Origin of the sequence: Streptomyces sp. NPDC018833, from assembly GCF_044390825.1 — a bacterium.
Classification (GTDB): domain Bacteria; phylum Actinomycetota; class Actinomycetes; order Streptomycetales; family Streptomycetaceae; genus Streptomyces.
Map to the genome: position 1 here is coordinate 306157 of NZ_JBIRZM010000001.1, position 18278 is coordinate 324434.

The window sequence follows — 18278 nt, forward strand, 5'->3', positions numbered from 1 at the left end:
CAGTGAGCCGACTGGGATCGGGCAATGCAACCGGACGGGGAGGTGACCGTCATGAACGACACCGTGGTGACGGTGGTGGGGAATGTGGCCACGAATGTGGAGTACCGGGAAACGGCCACGGGAGGGATGGCGCGATTCCGTTTCGCGGTGCCCTCACGACGGTGGGACCGGCAGAGCGGTAACTGGACCGACGGGCCGACGAGCTTCTACACGGTCTTCGCCTGGCGCTCGCTCGCGGCCAATCTGGCTGCTTCCGTATCGGTGGGTGAACCGCTCGTCGTGCACGGCAGGTTGAAGGTGCGGGAAGAGGACGGCGAGGGCAGGCGCCGGACGTTCGTGGACATCGACGCGCTGGCGGCGGGCCACGACCTGACGCGGGGGACGGCGGCGTTCCGGCGGGTGACGAGGGGCGAGCAGGTGCCGGCTGCGGCCCGGCGGGCGGAGCCGGGCGAGGCGGATGGCGCGAGCGGTGCGCCCGGCTCGGTCGCCTCGGTCGGCTCGGATGGCGTGAGCGGGCGGACGCCGGAGCCTGCGGGGATGGTGTGAGGGGAGTTGGAGGACGGGCGGACCGGACGCCGTGGCGGACGCCGGAGCCTGCGGGGATGGCGTGAAGGGGAGTTGGAGGACGGGCGGACCGGACGCCGTGGCGGACGCCGGAGCCTGCGGGGATGGCGTGAAGGGGAGTTGGGGGACGGGCGGACCGGACGGGGGTGGTGGCGCCGGAGCCTGCGGGGATGGTGTGAGGGGGAGTTGGGGGACGGGCGGACCGGACGCCGTGGCGGACGCCGGAGCCTGCGGGGGTCGCATGAGGGGGAGTTGAGGACTGACGGACGGGACCGAGCGACGGGCACCGGTCGGAAAAAGGGGTGATGAGGGGGTGAACTGACCGACCGTGATAACGATTACGAGTCGGAATGGTTATCTGATGACATGACGGGGGACTGGGCTGCGCGCCGTCCATAGGATTCCCGGGTACTCACGGGGCACTTGAGTTAGCTGGCGAGACACTTCCCCCACGCGTCACACGCGAAGTGCTCGCCCAGAGGGGAATTCTGCTGTGTTTGCTGTGTTCTCTGCGTCTGCTGTACGCAGGCGGCGCGCCGCTCGTCGTCTTGCCGCGGCGGCTCTCGTATCGGGCCTGATCGCCACAGGCTCTCTCGCCGGGGCGGGCATGGCCGCCGCCGACGACGGTACGCAGCACCAGGGTGGCGCGGTAGCCACCCTCGACGGGCTGAAGACGTACCACAAGGCTGTTCTGCACAACGAAGGCAAGGATCAGCAGATCCCCGCCGGGCTCTTCGAGATGACCGTCGAGGGTGGCGGTCAGCTGAAGACGTACTGCATCGACATCCACAACCCGACCCAGGAGCAGGCCAAGTACCTGGAGACCCCCTGGAGTCAGACCTCGCTCGGCTCGAACAAGAACGCGGGCAAGATCCGCTGGATCCTCGAGCACTCCTACCCCCAGGTCGACGACCTCGCGGCGCTGGCCAAGGGTGCGGACGCCGGGTCGCTGACCGCCGAGACCGCGGCGGCCGGTACCCAGGTCGCCATCTGGCGCTTCTCGGACGGCGCGGACGTCGAGGCGGTGGACCCCCAGGCGGAGAAGCTGGCCGACTGGCTGGAGAAGTCCGCCGAGGACGTCGCCGAGCCCAAGGCATCGCTGAGCCTGGAGCCGAATGCGGTCTCCGGCAAGGCCGGCAGCCGGATCGGCCCGGTGACGGTGCGCACCGACGCCGGTCAGGTCACGGTCACGCCTCCGGCGGACGCGGCGGCCAGCGGCATCAAGATCACGGACGAGGCCGGCAAGCCGGTCACTTCCGCGGTCAACGGCAGCAAGCTGTACTTCGACGTTCCCCAGGGCGCGGCCGACGGGACGGCCTCGCTGAGCGCGCAGGCGACCATGTCGGTGCCGGTGGGACGCGCGTTCGCCAGCGCGACGAAGAGCCAGACTCAGATCCTTGCCGGGTCCAGCCAGTCCACGGTCTCCGCGACCGCGACCGCGACGTGGGCGAAGACGGGTGCGATCCCGTCCGTGACCGCGGAGAAGAACTGCGCCAAGGGCGGTGTGGACATCACGGCGGGCAACAAGGGTGACTCTCCGTTCACCTTCGAGCTGGCCGGCATCAAGCACACCATCCCGGCCGGCGAGTCCCGGACGGTGACTGTGCCGGTCGCCGAGGACCAGGCGTACGACTTCACGATCACCGGACCGGGTGGCTTCGAGAAGAACTTCAAGGGCGTCCTGGACTGCAAGACCACGGGTACGCCGCAGCCGGGCACCGAGACCCCGTCGCCGCAGCCCAGCCCGGCCTCGGCGGGCGGCACCTCCTCGGGCTCCGAGGGCCCTGAGGGCGACCTGGCCGCGACGGGTGGCTCCAGCGCCACGCCGATGATCGCGGGCATCGCGATCGTCCTGTTGCTGGTCGGCGGCGGTGCGGTGTTCTTCCTCCGCAGGAAGGCGTCCGCCGCGGGCGAGTGAGTGAACGACCGCGGGGTGTGACCCCGCGCTGACGAGAGGTGCCCGGCACGAGGACGTGCCGGGCACCTCTCGTACGGGGCGTCGGTGACCGGCCGTCGTGCCACTCCGCCGGTGATCGCGTCAGGCCCGGCCCGTCGCGGGAGCCCTCGGCCCCGCCGCGGTCGACTCCGGGCTTCCTGTGACTGGGGCGGTTACCGTCGGGACGGACTGGGCCTCCGTCGGCGGCGGCAGGCTCTCCGGCTGTTGGGCGTCCGTGCTGCCATTCCGCCCGCCCTTGCACCGGCTGCGCCTGCGCCGACACCCTCACGGGGAGTGCCCGGCCCTTGCCGGCCGGGGTGGTTACGCGCGGGAGTATCCCGGTGGCAGGTGGCTCCGCCCCGCCTGTCGCGGGGAGCGCCCGGTACCCGCGCGTCTCAGACGCCTCGCGGGCACTCCGCGCACTCCGCGCACCCAGAGCGCCGGGGCGGCGGGTGCTACGCCCGGAACGCGTCGCGATCCGCGGGCACTACGCGCGCGCCGGAAGCTTCGCTGCGGGGGGCTCCGCGCCCGACCGCGCCGTCGGGGACCGGCTGGTCACTCGCCCCGATCACCCGCCTGAGGGCATCCCTCGCGTACTCCTCGTCGTACTCCCCACCCGTCAGCAGTACTTGCAGGCAGATCCCGTCGAGCAACGCGACCAGGGCGCGTCCGGTGCGTGGGTCGGTGCGCCGGGCGAGCAGTTCGGCGACCTCCTCGCACCACTCGGCGGCGACGGTGCGCAGCGCGGGGCGGCGCAACGCGGCGAGGTAGAGCTCGTACTCCAGCTCCACGCCGGTGCGGTCGCCGCCCAGCCACCGGCCGGTCAGCCGGGCCAGCTCGGCCGCGAGATCGCAGCCGGGGTCGGCGAGGGCGCCGCCGTGTTCGCGTACGACCTTGGCGAAGCCCTCGTTGGCCTGGCGAAGGGCGGCCACGAGGAGGTCGTCGAGGGTCTTGAAGTGGTACGTGGTGGAGCCGAGCGGCACATCCGCCTCGGCCGCGACCGTGCGATGGCTGAGCCCGGCGATGCCGGAGCGGCCCACCGCCCGGATCGCGGCGTCGATGATCCGCTGGCGCCGCTCGGGGTCGTAGCGCCGTGCCGCCGCCATCAGTGCGCCCCGCTGAGATTGAGCAGCACGACACCGAAGATCACGAAGACGATCCCGGCGAGCTTGACGAGCCCGGCCGACTCGCCGAGGAAGAGGATCCCGATCGCGGCGACGGCCGCGGTGCCCACCCCGGCCCAGATCGCGTACGCGGTGCCGACCTGCATCGTCTTCAGGGTCTGGGCGAGCAGCGCGAAGGCGAGCAGATACCCGGCCAGCGTGCCGAGCGAGGGCCACAGCTTGCTGAAGCCCTCGCTGTACTTCATGGCCGTCGTCCCGGCCACCTCCGCCGCGATGGCCGCGGCCAGCAGTCCGTATGCCATGTGCACGAGCGTACACATCGTTGTGTACGCGCGTACGCAAACGTGTTGAACACCCTGCGGGCCGGCCGTGGTCTCTGGCGCAACGACTGGCACCACCACAAGAGCGGAGCACTCCTCGCCTTGTCGCGTGCGGGTGACTCAGCCCCCTCGCAGCGGGCGGCCCCACGCCCCGTCGCGGCGGGCGGTGATGTGCCCAGGCCCCGACCCGGGGCGCTCCGGCCGCCGCGTCGGGGGCCTGGGCCGTTGCAGGGATCCCCGGCTCGTCACGGACGGTGCCGCGTGGGCCGGGGCGCATGGCACAGCCCACGCCGGGCGGCCGGGCCCGGGCCGCGGTTTCCGTCCGGGGGGAGGCGTACGGCAAGATGGGTGTATCTGCCCACCCACTGCTTGCCGGACGGTTTCTCTTGGCTGAGTACATCTACACGATGCGCAAGACGCGCAAGGCGCACGGCGACAAGGTCATCCTCGATGACGTGACGCTGAGCTTCCTGCCCGGTGCGAAGATCGGTGTGGTCGGCCCCAACGGCGCCGGTAAGTCCACCGTGCTGAAGATCATGGCGGGCCTGGAGCAGCCGTCCAACGGCGACGCCTTCATCTCGCCCGGCTACTCCGTCGGCATCCTCCTCCAGGAGCCACCGCTCGACGAGTCCAAGACCGTCCTCGAGAACGTCCAGATGGGCGTCGCCGACGTCAAGGGCAAGCTCGACCGTTTCAACGAGATCGCCGAGCAGATGGCGACCGAGTACACGGACGAGCTGATGGAGGAGATGGGCAAGCTCCAGGAGGAGCTCGACCACGCGAACGCGTGGGACCTCGACGCCCAGCTCGAGCAGGCCATGGACGCCCTCGGCTGCCCGCCCGCCGACTGGGCGGTCACCAACCTCTCCGGTGGCGAGAAGCGCCGCGTCGCCCTGTGCAAGCTGCTCCTCGAGGCCCCCGACCTGCTGCTCCTCGACGAGCCCACCAACCACCTCGACGCCGAGTCGGTGCAGTGGCTGGAGGCGCACCTCGCCAAGTACGCCGGCACCGTCGTCGCCATCACCCACGACCGTTACTTCCTCGACAACGTGGCCGAGTGGATCCTCGAGCTCGACCGCGGCCGCGCCCACCCGTACGAGGGCAACTACTCCACCTACCTGGAGAACAAGGCCTCCCGTCTGAAGGTCGAGGGCCAGAAGGACGCCAAGCGTCAGAAGCGGCTCAAGGACGAGCTGGAATGGGTCCGCTCCAACGCCAAGGGCCGACAGGCCAAGTCCAAGGCCCGTCTCGCGCGTTACGAGGAGATGGCCGCCGAGGCGGACAAGATGCGGAAGCTGGACTTCGAGGAGATCCAGATCCCGCCGGGCCCGCGTCTGGGCTCCGTCGTCGTCGAGGTGAACAACCTCTCCAAGGCGTTCGGCGACAAGGTCCTCATCGACGACCTCTCCTTCACGCTGCCGCGCAACGGCATCGTCGGCGTCATCGGCCCGAACGGCGCCGGAAAGACGACCCTGTTCAAGATGATCCAGGGTCTGGAGACCGCGGACTCCGGCGACATCAAGGTCGGTGACACGGTCAAGATCTCCTACGTCGACCAGAGCCGCGCCAACATCGACCCCAAGAAGACGCTGTGGGCCGTCGTCTCCGACGAGCTGGACTACATCAACGTCGGCCAGGTCGAGATGCCGTCCCGCGCGTACGTGAGCGCCTTCGGCTTCAAGGGCCCGGACCAGCAGAAGCCGGCCGGGGTCCTCTCCGGTGGTGAGCGCAACCGCCTCAACCTCGCGCTCACCCTCAAGCAGGGCGGCAACCTGCTGCTCCTCGACGAGCCGACCAACGACCTCGACGTGGAGACCCTGTCCTCCCTGGAGAACGCGCTCCTGGAGTTCCCCGGTGCGGCCGTGGTCGTCTCCCACGACCGATGGTTCCTCGACCGCGTCGCCACGCACATCCTGGCGTACGAGGGCGACTCCAAGTGGTTCTGGTTCGAGGGCAACTTCGAGTCCTACGAGAAGAACAAGATCGAGCGTCTCGGCCCGGACGCGGCGCGTCCGCACCGTGCCACCTACAAGAAGCTCACCCGGGGCTGAGCAGCGCATGGCTCGCCACATCTACCGCTGCCCCCTGCGCTGGTCGGACATGGACGCCTTCGGGCACGTCAACAACGTCGTCTTCCTGCGGTATCTGGAAGAGGCGCGGATCGACTTCATGTTCCGGCTGGCGCCGGGGGACGGTTCGCCGTCCTTCTCCGGCGGATCGGTCGTCGCCCGCCACGAGATCGACTATGTGCGGCCGCTGGTCCACCGCCACGAGCCGGTCGTCATCGAGTCGTGGGTCACCAAGATCGCCGCGGCGTCGCTGACCATCGCCTACGAGGTGAAGGAGGCCGACGACCCGGCGCAGGTGTACGTGCGGGCCTCGACGATCGTCGTCCCCTACAACCTCGACGAGGGCAGGCCGCGCCGGATCAGCGCGGAGGAGAAGTCCTTCCTGCAGAAGTACCTCGACGACGAGGCCGGCGACGGCGACGCCAAGGCCGAGGACGCCCTCGTCGCATGACCGTGCCCATGTCCGTTCCTGTGCAGAGCCTGCATCTCGCCGACGCGAGGGAGGCGGACGATCTCGCCGCCTTCCTCGCCCGGCTGATCCACTACGACCGCGCAGCCGCGGTCAGGCTGCAGGCGGGCAGCGGTGCGCTCGCCGTCTTCGGGCGCCCGCCCTCCTTCGAGGTGCTCGCGATCCGTACGGCACGGCTGGCCGAGGCCGTCGAGCTCGACGTCACCGTGTCGGCCGGGGAGCTGCTGGAGTCGCTGGGCGGCGCGGAGTTCACCGTGCCGGGTGCCGTGACCGGGCCGCCGTGGGCCGGGGTGCTGCCGCCGCGCGGCGGCTGGCGCGAACTGGCGGGGTTGCCGGAGGTGCAGGCGATGCGCGGAGCGGTGGCGGCGGCCGTCGCGGAGTTCCGCGCGCGGGACGAGGCGCTGCCTGCGGAACGGCGCACGCGCGCCGAACGCGACCGTATCGGCCGCGAGATCTGGTCGCGCTCGGTCGGGGGCACGGGCCTGCCGCTGCGCGCGGTGCACGCGGCCCAGGCGCTCGGCTTCCTGCGACCGGGAGTGCCGGCGGCGCTGCTGTCGACGGGGACGTGGCTGAGGCTGCGGACGCCGTTCGGCTCGGTCGCGGTCCGCACGAACGGGCTGGGCGGGTTGAGTGTGACGCCCGTGCGCGCCGCGCACTGACCCTGACGGTCGCGTCGGGGCGGTTGCGCCTGCGGCGGAGTTCCCCGCCCCGCCCCCCGAAACTCTGACGAGACCCGGCGGCTCCGCCCCCGTTCCCCACCGCGCCGGCTTCGCGGCGCGTGCCCCGCCCCGGGCGTGGACTCCTCCACGGTCCCGCTGTGCCCGCTGTGCCCCGCTTCGCGGCGCGTGTGCCGGCCAGGGCGGAGCCGGGTCAGTGTGTGCCGTCTGGCCACACGGCGATGTGGCCGCGTTCCAGTTCCAGGGCAACCCGGTCCGCCATCCCCCTGGGCCGAGGTGTACTCCGCGGGGAGCTGGAGGCGGCCGGCGCGGTCGAGCATCGCGTATCCGCGGGCCACCACCGATTCCTCGCCCGTCGTCGCGTCGATGTCCGTGCGGCGCAGGACCTCGGTGGAGGTGCGGCCGTCGCGGATGGCGACCGTGCGGCGGACCTCGGTCGCGACCGCCTGGTCATGGGTGACGATCATGATCGTCGTGCCCAGTTCCTCGTTGGCGCGGCGGAAGTCGCCAGCTGCCCATCGCCGCGGCCGGCACCAGCAGCAGGACGGGGTCCGCGCCGCACAGCGGTCTGCGGCTGGACTGCCAGCCCGCGAGCGCACCCGGCGGGTGCGGCCGCGACGGGTGACCGGACTCCGTGCCGAGCGGGCATTCCCGCCCGCGGCGGGCTACTCGTCCGCGGTGTTGACCATGGAGGCCGCGGCGTAGGTGAGGTAGTCCCAGAGCTGCTGCTCGTGCTCCTCGGACAGGCCGAGCTCGTCGACCGCCGTCCGCATGTGCCGCAGCCAGGCGTCGTGCGCCGCCCGGTCGACGGTGAACGGCGCGTGCCGCATCCGCAGCCGGGGGTGGCCGCGGTTGTCGCTGTAGGTGCGCGGTCCGCCCCAGTACTGCATCAGGAACAGCGCGAGCCGCTCCTCTGCGGGACCGAGGTCCTCCTCCGGGTACATCGGCCGCAGCAGCGGGTCCTCGGCGACACCCTGGTAGAACCGGTGTACGAGGCGCCGAAAGGTCTCCTCGCCGCCGACCTGCTCGTAGAAGGTCTGCTCCTGAAGCGTCCCGCGCGGAATCTCGTTCACCCGTCCATGCTCTCAGACGCACCGACCTAGGACGCCAGGCCCAGGACCCTTGCATTCGAAGGCCGCGGGGGTGGGGCGAGGGGCTGTGCGCCGCCCGGCGGGGGCGCTCGCTTCGCCGCCGCGGGCGCAGGAGAGTGGAGGCATGGGTGCACACGCGGACCGATTCGCCGAGCCGGGCGCAGAGGCGCGCTCCGCGCTCGTGCGCCGCATCGTGGCGTCCGGCGGGCTGACCGACCCCGCCTGGCGGGCGGCGTTCGAGGAGGTGCCGCGGCATCTGTTCGTGCCGTACTACTTCATCGGCAGGGCAGGCTCGTACGAGCGCCTGTGGTGCGAGGACCCCGATCCCGAACGGCAGGACCGGTGGCTGCGCGGGGCCTATGCCGACGAGCCGCTCGCCACTCGGGTCCGCGACGGTGAACAGGTCTCCTCCTCCAGCCAGCCCTCGCTCATGGCCGAGATGCTCGAAGCCCTCGACGTACGCGACGGCGAAACGGCGCTGGAGATCGGCGCGGGCACCGGCTACAACGCGGCCCTGCTGGCGCACCGCCTCGGCGCCGAGGCGGTCACCACCGTCGACCTGGACCCGGAGATCACCGAGACCGCCCGCAGGCACCTGGCCGCCGCCGGCTACCGGCCCGCCGTCGTCACCGGCGACGGCGCGCGCGGCTGCCCGGAGCGCGCTCCCTTCGACTGCGTCATCGCGACCTGCACGCTGCCGTCGGTGCCGCACGAGTGGCTGCCGCAGTGCCACCCCGGGGCCCGGATCGTCGCTCCGCTGTCGACGGGCATCATCGCGCTGCGGGTGCGCCAGGGCCCGGAAGGGCGGACTGCGGAGGGGCGTTTCCTGCGGACGTCGGCGTACTTCGTACCGCTGCGCGGCACCCAGGTTCCGCCGGAGGCGCGAGGGGGCGGACTGCCCCGGCGCGCGGTCGAGAACGACCTGTTCCGCTTCCTGCTGAGCCTGACCGCGGGCAGCCTGGATCCCCGCGAGGCCATGTCCCTGTGGGACCGCGAGCGGCGCCCCGAGCGCAACCGTTTCGGGATCACCGTCGCCGACGCCCACCAGTGGGCCTGGCTGGACGACCCCGAGGGGCCGTACGTCTGGCCGCTCGGCCCGTCCGCCTGACGGCAGGGGCGCGGGGCACGGTGCGTGGCCGCCTCCGGACCGGTGGCCCGGTATGGGGACGAGGCCTGCACCGGGCGCACGAGCTGATGACCCGCTTCCTGATCAGGGCCACCTACGGCGACGTGAACGGCGACCAGCAGGCCGTCTCCTTGCCAGGAACCGCCGCATCGTAGTCGGACACCTCGGCGTGCAGGGCTTCCGCGCCAAGCAGGGCATCCGCTATTTCTTCGCAGGCATCGAAGTCGCCGAGCCACGCGTACGCTTCGGCCTGGACGGCGGCAGCCCAGTGCTTCGTCGCAAGGCTGCCATCCCCGCGCAGCGCGACGCGACGAGCGTCGGCACCACAGGCGTCGATGCCTCGGCAGGCGCGAACTCGTCGAGGTCGCTGGGCTGCGGGGAGGTCGCTCGTGGAGGCGGTCGGCTCGGGTCCATGAATCGAGGGTGATCCGGCGTGGCCGCCCCCGGACCGGTGGCCCGGTCTGGGGGCGAAGGAACTTCAGCCGCGGCGGACCCTGATCGTCGTCCAGGCCCCGACATGGACCCGGTCGCCGTCGTTCAGCGGGATCGGGACATAGGGCTGGATCGGGTCCTCGGCGCCGTTGAGTGTCGTGCCGTTCGTGGAGTTCTGGTCCACGACGGCCCAGGAGCCGTCCGGCTGCTGCACCAGCACCGCATGCTGGTGCGAGACGCCGGGGTCCTCCGGCGGCACGGACAGATCGATGTCGGGCGACTCTCCCGTCGAGTGCCTGCGGCGGCCGATCGTGACCTGGGTACCGGTGAGCGGCAGGTGCTGCTCGGGGGAGTACGCGGGCAGGTTGAGCCCCGTGGCCTCCGGGCCGCTGCGCTGCATCATCGCCATGAAGTATTCGCGGTCGGGGCCGATCACAGCCGTCCAGCTCGCCTGGGCCGGCCGGCCCGGGAACTGGGGAGGCTGCCCGCCCTGCTGCTGGAACGGCGGCGGGCCCTGGTGCTGCGGTGCCTGTGGTGCCTGCGGTGCTTGAGGTCCATGGTGCTGCGGTGCCTGTGGTGCCTGCGGCCCCTGCGGTCCCTGGTGCTGCGGTGCCTGCGGCCCCTGCGGTGCTTGCGGTCCCTGGTGCTGCGGTGCTTGCGGTCCCTGCGGTCCGTGGGGGGCCGGCGGCGGGGGCGACTGGGTGCGCGACGGTGGTGACAGCATCCAGTCGTCGCCACCGCCCGTGCGCTGCGGCGGCGCGGGCGGCGCCGGGGGACCGGACTGCTGGAAGGCGGGCGGCGGACCGGACTGCTGGAAGGCGGGCGGCGGGCCGCTCTGCTGGAACGCCTGCGGAGGCTGCTGCGGCCCGGAAGGCTCCTGCCCCAGCGGCTCGGCGGGCCGATTCATCTGCGACGGCCGCGAGCCCTGGTACTCGAAGGGGTCACGCTGCTGCGGGGGCCGCGGGGGCCCCTGATGCGGCGGCGGGCCCTGCTGGGGCGGCGGAGGCGGGGGCCCCTGATGCGGGGGCGGCGCCTGATGCGGCGGCGGCGCGGGCGGTCCCGGCTGGGCCTGGAAGCCCGGCGGAAGGTTCAGCCCGGGCTGCGGCGCCGCCGCCGGCGTGTAGGAAGTGGCGGTGTTCGTGAGGAAGTTGTACCGGCACTCCTCGCAGAACGGGGCCATGGCCTCGCGCGGCGTACGGCACTGCGGGCAGAGCTCGGCCTGGGCGGTGGCGTTCGGATCGCCTCCCGGGTAGCCGTAGGAGGGCGGCGGGGGAGGCGGTGGCGGCATGGCTCCCGAGGGGGCGCCAGGACCGGCCATGCGGTGGCCGCAGACCTCGCACCAGTCGTCGGAACCCGACTGGTGTCCGTTCGGGCAGGTCGGCATGTCGGCGCGTCCCCCTCTCCTTCTGGCGGCCCCAGGGCCGATCCACGTCCGCTCGTGCGTACTGTTCGTGTCTACTTCTTCACGCGAACCGTCTTGGTGGAGCGCGTTTCGAGAGTCATCTCGTCCGCCTCCGCGACCTTCGCCTTCAGTCGCACAGTACCCGTCGCCGCATCGACGACGTCCACCACCTTCGAAAGCAGTTTCGCAGTGTCCTCGTTCCCGGAATGGGCCGCGAGCTGCACCGCGCGTCCCAGTTTCGCCGTCGCGCCGTCGATGTCGCCCATCTTGCGGGCATCCAGGCCCTGCTGGATGACCTGGGCCAGTTCCGCCTGGCCCGTGTAATGCGCGACCTGCGGATTGATCGAGGTCGACGCCACCATGTCGTCCGTCCACACCGCCCGTACGAGCCCCTGGGCCAGGACCTCCGGAGCGCCGCCGTCCGCCGCCGGAACGATCAGTGAGACGCGCGCCGCCAGCATCTCCTGGCCTATGCCGGCCTGCGGCACCCGCACGCACACGTGGTAGTCGCGCGACTCGTCGCCCCAGGAACCGGTCGGATAGTCCCCTGCCCGGGGAGGGACCTCGCTACGGCGCCCGGTCAGGTCCTCCACCCTCGGCGCGACTTGCTTGACGAAGCCGATCTCCACACCGACGGGCGTCCACAGCCGCAGCGCCACGTCCGCGACCCCCTTGCCCATCGCGTTCTCCATCATCTGCGTGAAGTCGGCGGTCAGTCCGCTCGGATCGGCGACGATGTCGGCCGTGCCGAGCAGGGCGGAGGCGATGCCGGTGACCTCCTTGACCTCCCAGTCGGTGCCCACACCGCGGGCGTCGCAGGTGAAGCGGCCCGCGCACTCCGCCAGCGCCGCGCGGAGATCCTCGGGCGACTCGTGCTCGTTGCGGCCGTCGGTGAGCAGGATGGCGTGCCGGATCGCCACGTCGGACGAGGAGAGCAGCCGGTCCGCCAGCCGCAGCCAGGTCCCGATGGCGGTGCCGCCGCCCGCACTCAGCCGGCGCAGCGCGTCCTTGGCCTGGGTGCGGGTCGCCGGATCGGCGACGGCGAGGCGGCCACCGCCGGGGTAGACCTCGGCCGCCTTGTGGGTGCCCGCGACCACGGCGAAGGCGACTCCGTCGCGCAGTGTGTCGATGGCGGCGGCCGTGGCGTCCCGGGCGTTGCGCATCTTCGTCGGCGGGTGGTCCATCGAGCCGGAGCAGTCGACCATGATCACGACACCGGCGTCCGGGGCGGCGCCGCCCGGTACGGACGACGGGTTAGGCGACGCTCCGAGCAGCGGCACGCCGCCGGTGGTGCCGCCACCGGTCGACGTCACGGTGACGATCGCGTTGACCTCGCGGCCGCCCTCGGGGAGGTATTCGTTCTGGTAGACGTCGACCGAGAACTGCGGCACCTGGGACTTGGAGAAAACGGCCATCGGAATCGGCTCCTCGGCGCCCCACCTGGGCGATGGGTCGGGACAGGGACGGAAAGGGCATGGGGCATGGTCGAAGGGGCCGGGCCGCGACGGCAGGCGGTGCGGCCTGAGGGACGGAGCCGCCCGGAGGCGGCTCCGTCCCTCAGGCCGGTCCTGTCCCTTCGGCCCGGACCGCGAACGGCAGCACCGCCACCGTGATGTTGTCGTGACCGCCGCCGTCGAGGGCATGACCGACGAGGACCTGGGCGCTGTGCAGCGGCCGTTCGGCGGCGTCCGGGGGCACGGCGTGCGCCATCTCGTCCGCGCCCTCGGCGTAGTTCCACAGACCGTCCGTGCAGACCACGACCACACCGGAGCGGTCCGGCTTGAACGACGCGGTGTGCGGCTCCAGTTCGTACGCGTCGGCGCCCAGCCAGCCCGTGATCGCGTGGGCGCGCTCGTCCGCGTACGCCTCCGCCTCGTTCATCAGGCCGGCGGCGACCATCTGCGCCGCCCACGAGTCGTCCTCGGTGAGCCGGGCCGGCGGGCCGCTGCGGTCGTCCGGCACCCAGTAGGCGCGGCTGTCGCCGACCCAGCCGACGACCAGCAGTTCGCCGGCCGCGACGGCGCTGACGATGGTGCACGCCGGCGCGTTCTGCCGATGGCCCTGGTCGGGCTGCGAGCCGTCGCCTGGAGCGCCCTCGTCCGCAAGGGAGTTGACAGCGGTTGCCGCGGCGACGATCGCCTCGTGCATCGCCTGTTGCGGATGGGTGCCGCGCGGCAGTGCGGCGAGCAGCTCCTCGTTGGCCGCGCGGGCCGCCGCCGCCGACGCATCGTCCGGTCGGGTGGCCGACGAGACGCCGTCGCAGACGACCGCGACGACGGCGGGCGAACCGTCGGGCAGGGAGGTGGCCGAGACCGCGAACGCGTCCTCGTTGCGGTGGTGGCGCAGGCCACGGTCGCTGACGGCGGCGACCGACTCGAGCTCCTGTTCCATGTGGTCGCGCTCACGGGGCTGTGCGTGGCCGCAGTTCTCGCAGTAGCCGTCGGGGTCGACGTGCCCCGCGCGGCAGGCCACGCACAGCCTGCCGCCCGACGGCCCCCGCGTCGGCGCCACAGGGGGCTCGGCGGCGCGTGGGTCGGCCGGCGGTGTCCTCACCGGATCCTGGGCGGTCCCCACCGGATCCGGGGTGTCGCCCGCAGCGTCAGGGGCGGCCAGCTCGAAGTCGCCCGAGGGCGGGGTGTCGTAGCGGACGCCGGGGTGCGACAGCTCACCGCCGTCGGAGTCCGTGCCGGGCAGATCCCCGGGCTGCTGTGTGCGCGGGGACATGCCCGAGGTGTCGGTGACGGTGGCGGCGGGCCACTCCATGGGGGTGCCGATGGCCAGGGTGGGGCGGTCATCCGGGGAGGGCGCGGGAACGGCCGACAGGTCGTACCCGCAGGCTCCGCAGAATCGGTCGCCGGGCTCCACCGGCTCCTCGCAGCCGGGGCAGGCCGGGCCGTCGGCCGGCTGGTGCATCTGCGCCATCAATCACACCCACGTCCGGGGGCGGTAGCGGTTCGCCCGCTCCACCAGCTCTATCCGCTCCTCACCGCGCTGGGCGAGCCGGGCCAGGACCCGGTAGGAGCGTTCCAGGCCGAAGCGCAGGCCGCGCTCGTCCAGTTCGCTGCCGAGGAGCACGGTGGGCGTGCTCGCGTTCGGCGAGGGGGGTACGGTCGGAACGGACGGCAGGGCTCCGGGACTACCGGAGAGTACCCAGTCGAGCGCCGTCCCGAGCACCTCGGTGGCCAGCTTCTCGCGTCGCACCGCGTCGAGTCCGAAGCTCCCCAGTGCGTCCACCTGCGCGGCGGCCGCAGACAGGTCGTCGAGAAGAGGTTCGTGCGCGGCGCGTCGGCGCAGTCTCGCCCGTACGGCGGCCACCCGCGCTGCCGTGTAGTGGATCGACGCCTCCGGCACCGACTCCAGCGTCGTTACGGCTCCGGCGCGGTCGCCCGAGGCGATCTGCACGCGGGCGAGCCCGAACGCGGCGCTGACGAAGCCCGGATCGGTCGTCCACACCAGGCGGTAGTACTCCGCCGCGTTGTCCAGTTGACCGAGGACCTCGGCGCACAGGCCGAGCGCCAGCTTGGGCGCGCTCTCGCCGGGGAACGCGTCGTACACCGCGTCGAACGACAGCGCCGCCGCCTCGTGGTCACCGGTCACCAGCGCCGTGACGCCCTGGTACCAGACGACGCGCCAGTCGTCGGGCCGTGCGCTCTCCAGCGTGGCGAGCGTCCGGGCCGCCGAGGGGAGATCGCCCATCTCCAACAGGGCCCGCAGCTCGCGCAGCAGCGTCTCCGGCGAACTCATGGCCGCCGCCCGCAGCGCGGCGATCAACTCGGCCGGGGCCGCGGCCATCAGGCCCGCGAGGAATCCCGCGTTCGGATCGTTCGGATCGACCAGGGGGACAGGGAGGGCCAGGGCCGCGCCGCGGGTGTCGAGACCGGCGAGGTGCGGGGCGGGCGCGAGGGGCGCGGTCGCGAGTGCGCCCCCCGGGGCGCGCTGCGCGGGCACCGGGGCGTGACCGGTGTTGACCGGTGCGCCGCCTACCGCCGGGACACCGCCCATTGCCGGTGCGCCGGCCATCGCGGGGACACCGGCCATCGCAGGGGGACCGGCCGGCGGCGGCGCCCCCGGCAGCGACGGCATCGGCTGCGCGGACGGCGCCCTCGGCGGCACTGTGGCGGCTCCGTTCGCGCTGCCGTTCGCGCCGGCCTTGGGACGGCGTGCGCCCGCGGCGGGACGGGCGCCCAGTGATGACACGTCCTCGTCGAGCTCGGCGAACAACTCGGTGTCCGTCACGCGCAGTTCGGATCCGAACAGCGTCGATAGCGCCGGCCGCGGCCGGCCCGTCTGCAGTGCGACGACCTCCCGCAGCACTCCGGTCAGCTGCTCGGCCATCTCCTGCGCGGAGGCGAACCGGCGTCCCGGGTCCGGGTCGGTGGCGCGCACCAGCAGCCGGTAGAACGACTCGTAGGTGCGGAAGACGTGGATGTGCTCCGGGTCGGGGAGGGAGTCCACGAACACGTTCGTGTAGCCCTGGAAGTCGAAGGTCAGCACCGCGAGCGTCCGCGCGACCGTGTACAGGTCGGACGCCACCGAGGGGCCGACCTCGGCGACCTCGGGGGCCTGGTAGCCGACGGTCCCGTAGATGGCGGACTCGTCGTCGTCCATCCTGCGGACGGCGCCCATGTCGATCAGCTTGAGCTGGTCCTGCTGCTGGATGGCGTTGTCGACCTTGAAGTCGCAGTAGAGCAGGTTCCTGCTGTGCAGATGGCCGAGAGCCTCCAGCGCCTCGATGCCGTACGCGCACGCCTGCTCGACCGGGAGCGGATCGCGCCGGCCGTCCGGGCCGCGGCGTCCGTTGGCGATCTCCTTCAGCGACTTGCCGCCCACGTACTCCATGACGATGTAGCCGTCGAGGGAGCCGGTGCGCTGGTCGAGGTGCTCGACGAAGTTGTAGATGCGGACGATGTTGGAGTGCTCGATCTCGGCGAGGAAGCGGCGCTCCGAGATCGCCGCGGCCATCGCGTCCTGGTCGCCCGTGTCCAGCAGGCCCTTGAGTACCACCCAGCGGTCGGACACCGCGCGGTCCACCGCCAGGTACACCCAGCCGAGACCGCCGTGCGCCAGGCATCCCACGACCTCGTACTGGCCGTGCACGATGTCGCCGCCCTTGAGCTTGGGCACGAAGGAGTACGGATGGCCGCACTTGGTGCAGAAGCCCTCCGTGCGGCCCGGCCGGTCGCCGCGCGCACGCCCGACCGGCGCGCCGCAGTCCGTACGCGAGCAGAACCGCTTCCGCTCGGGCACCTCCGGGTTCGCCATCACGGCCGTACGCGGGTCGGGCCGCGGCACCTCCGGCACGGTGACCAGCCCGGCGCCCAGCCTGCCGCGCCCCGACGCGGCCGTGGACGAGCCCGAGCTGCGCACCGAGACCGAACGCGACGACGCGCTGCTCCCGGTCAGCGACCGCGACAGCCTGCCCGAGACCGAACGGCGCGAGGACGACGAACGCGACGACGCCCGTGAGGAACGCGAACTGCTGCGCGCCGACGAGGAGTCACGGCCGCCGCCTGCGATCCCGGTGGGCTGGGATCCGACCATGCCGGTCGGGGACACGACCGGTGCGAGACCGCACGTGCCGCAGTACAGCTCGCCGCCGCCCATGTCCTCGTACGAGCCCTCGCAGCCGGGGCGCTGGCAGTTCGTCTTCTCGCTCATGATTCCCCCCTGCGGTCCTCGGGCACCGCTCCGCCCTGCCTCGGCACCAGCACTTCGGCGGCGGCCTGCTGATAGCGCAGCACCGCCTGCTCCGCCGCGCGCAGATCGCACGGCGCGCTCCACAGCATCCGCCGCGCCACGTCGTACCGCTCGATCAGCAGTGGGTCCTCCGCCATCCCGTGCCGGGCGACCTTGGCCTTGTAGGCGTCGAGCCGGCCGCGCAGCTCGGCGCGCACGGCCAGCGGTGCGGTGACCGCCGTCAATGACTCCCGGGCCCGGTGCAGTTCGTCCTCCGCCTCGCGCTCCAGGGACTCCAGCAGCGGCGACAGGCGGTGCCACCGGGAGTGCCGCCGGTACTCCGCGGCCGTGGCCAGCCGCTCCTGCAGCGCCGTGGGCGGTCCGCTGACCGCGGGGACCTCGGATGCGGCGATCTTGGCGAGCACCTCGCCCCGCGCCGAGCGGGCCTCGGTCAGCGTCCGGTCGGCACGCGAGAGCAGGTCGCGCAGCCGCAGCAGCCGCTCCTCGGAGTCCTGCCGGACCCGGAGCACCGCCTCGATCTCCCGGCGCACGTCCTCCAGGGCGCGCGCCGCACGGTCGTAGCGGTCGGTGTCCGGGCGGCCGCCGCCCGGCGCCGAACTGCCGGGCGTGGGACGCCAGAAGGCGAGGGGGTCGGAGACGACCTGGGCCCGCAGCGCGGACAGCTCGTGCGTGATGCCCTCCAGGTCGTCACCGGCGGTGTGCTCCCCGGGCCGTACGCCCACCGAGTGGGCGAGCGAACGGGTGCGCTGGAGTTCGGCGGAGAGCAGATCGATCCGGGCGGGCAGTGCCGACCACACCGCGTCCGCCGCGACGACCATGTCGAGCGCCGCCGCATACAGCTCGTTCATCCGGGCGACCAGTTCTTCGAGCGTGAACTGTTCGGCGAGCCTGGCCGGCCCGGTGAGCGAGGGTGCCAGGTGCGCGGCCGGTCCGGCCACCGTCACGCTGCGACCGCGCAGCCGCTCGGTGAGCTCGACCAGGTCCTCGCGGCTGGACCAGCGGCGGCGGGCACGCAGTTCACGCAGATCCGTCAGCGCGGCGGTGTACGCGTCGAAGTAACTCCACAGCAGCGTGATCGACTGCTCGGCTGCGGCCCAGCGCTCCTTGGTGACCCCGGTCAGCTCGGCCCCTTCGAGAAGCCGTCGCCCGGCGTGGTCCTGGAGGGCGAGGAGCGAGGTCTCGACCGCCTCGTGCTCCGCGCCGAGCCGCGCCAGCGCACGGTCCACCTCGTCCCGGTCCATCACCGGCCCGTGCGGTGTCCCCGCCGAGCCGGGGAAAGGTCCCGCGACGCCCATCGATCACGTCTCCGTTCGTGTCCGTACCTGTCCGGGACGCGTCCCGGTCTGCTCTGCGTGCTGCGTGCTGCCCGTT

General features: G+C 72.5%; 14 protein-coding genes and 1 pseudogene. 6 read left to right on the top strand and 9 right to left on the bottom strand.

Translation table 11 applies throughout. The features are described from left to right. Positions 1-51: 51 nt before the first annotated feature. Both ACH5AF_RS01375 and ACH5AF_RS01380 read left to right on the top strand, forming a co-directional pair. Entirely contained in the window at positions 52-546 is a 495-nt protein-coding gene (locus ACH5AF_RS01375; RefSeq protein WP_398899228.1) for a single-stranded DNA-binding protein, read from the top strand. Between the two features lie 520 nt (positions 547-1066). Beyond that, positions 1067-2482, top strand: a complete 1416-nt coding sequence (locus ACH5AF_RS01380) for a Cys-Gln thioester bond-forming surface protein (RefSeq protein ID WP_398899229.1) — start codon at positions 1067-1069, stop codon at positions 2480-2482. A gap of 473 nt (positions 2483-2955) precedes the next feature. On the opposite strand, the gene ACH5AF_RS01385 is transcribed toward ACH5AF_RS01380, so the two are convergent. Both ACH5AF_RS01385 and ACH5AF_RS01390 read right to left on the bottom strand, forming a co-directional pair. Beyond that, positions 2956-3606, bottom strand: coding sequence for a TetR/AcrR family transcriptional regulator (locus ACH5AF_RS01385; RefSeq protein ID WP_398899230.1), 651 nt, complete (start codon positions 3604-3606; stop codon positions 2956-2958). Continuing rightward, complete coding sequence (locus tag ACH5AF_RS01390; RefSeq protein WP_398899231.1) at positions 3606-3926, bottom strand: DMT family transporter; 321 nt, start codon at positions 3924-3926, stop codon at positions 3606-3608. The genes ACH5AF_RS01385 and ACH5AF_RS01390 overlap by 1 nt, the downstream gene beginning before the upstream one ends. Positions 3927-4330: 404 nt before the next feature. Here ACH5AF_RS01390 and ettA point away from each other — a divergent pair, with 404 nt between their 5' ends. From ettA to ACH5AF_RS01405, 3 genes are read left to right on the top strand one after another with little or no spacing between them, the layout of a single operon-like run. Further along, a complete protein-coding gene (gene ettA / locus ACH5AF_RS01395; RefSeq protein WP_398899232.1) occupies positions 4331-5995 on the top strand; it encodes an energy-dependent translational throttle protein EttA in 1665 nt (554 codons plus the stop codon). A gap of 7 nt (positions 5996-6002) precedes the next feature. After that, a complete protein-coding gene (locus ACH5AF_RS01400) occupies positions 6003-6464 on the top strand; it encodes an acyl-CoA thioesterase (RefSeq protein ID WP_398899233.1) in 462 nt (153 codons plus the stop codon). A gap of 8 nt (positions 6465-6472) precedes the next feature. Further along, positions 6473-7141: a hypothetical protein gene (locus ACH5AF_RS01405; RefSeq protein WP_398899234.1), complete on the top strand. Its 669-nt coding sequence runs from the start codon at positions 6473-6475 to the stop codon at positions 7139-7141. A 211-nt stretch (positions 7142-7352) separates the two neighbouring features. Here ACH5AF_RS01405 and ACH5AF_RS01410 read toward each other — a convergent pair. Both ACH5AF_RS01410 and ACH5AF_RS01415 read right to left on the bottom strand, forming a co-directional pair. Beyond that, positions 7353-7662 (bottom strand): annotated as a pseudogene (locus ACH5AF_RS01410) (ABC transporter ATP-binding protein); the annotation flags it as partial. A gap of 162 nt (positions 7663-7824) precedes the next feature. After that, positions 7825-8232, bottom strand: coding sequence for a globin (locus ACH5AF_RS01415; protein ID WP_398899235.1), 408 nt, complete (start codon positions 8230-8232; stop codon positions 7825-7827). A gap of 142 nt (positions 8233-8374) precedes the next feature. Between ACH5AF_RS01415 and ACH5AF_RS01420 the strand changes: the two genes are divergently transcribed. Beyond that, positions 8375-9358, top strand: a complete 984-nt coding sequence (locus ACH5AF_RS01420; RefSeq protein WP_398899236.1) for a methyltransferase domain-containing protein — start codon at positions 8375-8377, stop codon at positions 9356-9358. 496 nt (positions 9359-9854) lie between these two features. On the opposite strand, the gene ACH5AF_RS01425 is transcribed toward ACH5AF_RS01420, so the two are convergent. The 5 genes from ACH5AF_RS01425 to ACH5AF_RS01445 all read right to left on the bottom strand — a co-directional run bounded on the left by ACH5AF_RS01425 (position 9855) and on the right by ACH5AF_RS01445 (position 18202). Further along, positions 9855-11192, bottom strand: coding sequence for an FHA domain-containing protein (locus ACH5AF_RS01425; RefSeq protein WP_398899237.1), 1338 nt, complete (start codon positions 11190-11192; stop codon positions 9855-9857). 71 nt (positions 11193-11263) lie between these two features. After that, positions 11264-12625: a VWA domain-containing protein gene (locus ACH5AF_RS01430; RefSeq protein ID WP_398899238.1), complete on the bottom strand. Its 1362-nt coding sequence runs from the start codon at positions 12623-12625 to the stop codon at positions 11264-11266. A 142-nt stretch (positions 12626-12767) separates the two neighbouring features. Beyond that, positions 12768-14132: a protein phosphatase 2C domain-containing protein gene (locus ACH5AF_RS01435; protein ID WP_398899239.1), complete on the bottom strand. Its 1365-nt coding sequence runs from the start codon at positions 14130-14132 to the stop codon at positions 12768-12770. A gap of 3 nt (positions 14133-14135) precedes the next feature. After that, positions 14136-16868 (bottom strand): tetratricopeptide repeat protein, encoded by a 2733-nt coding sequence (locus ACH5AF_RS01440; RefSeq protein ID WP_398899240.1) that lies wholly within the window; start codon positions 16866-16868, stop codon positions 14136-14138. Further along, entirely contained in the window at positions 16865-18202 is a 1338-nt protein-coding gene (locus tag ACH5AF_RS01445; RefSeq protein WP_398899241.1) for a hypothetical protein, read from the bottom strand. The genes ACH5AF_RS01440 and ACH5AF_RS01445 overlap by 4 nt, the downstream gene beginning before the upstream one ends. Positions 18203-18278: the final 76 nt, after the last annotated feature.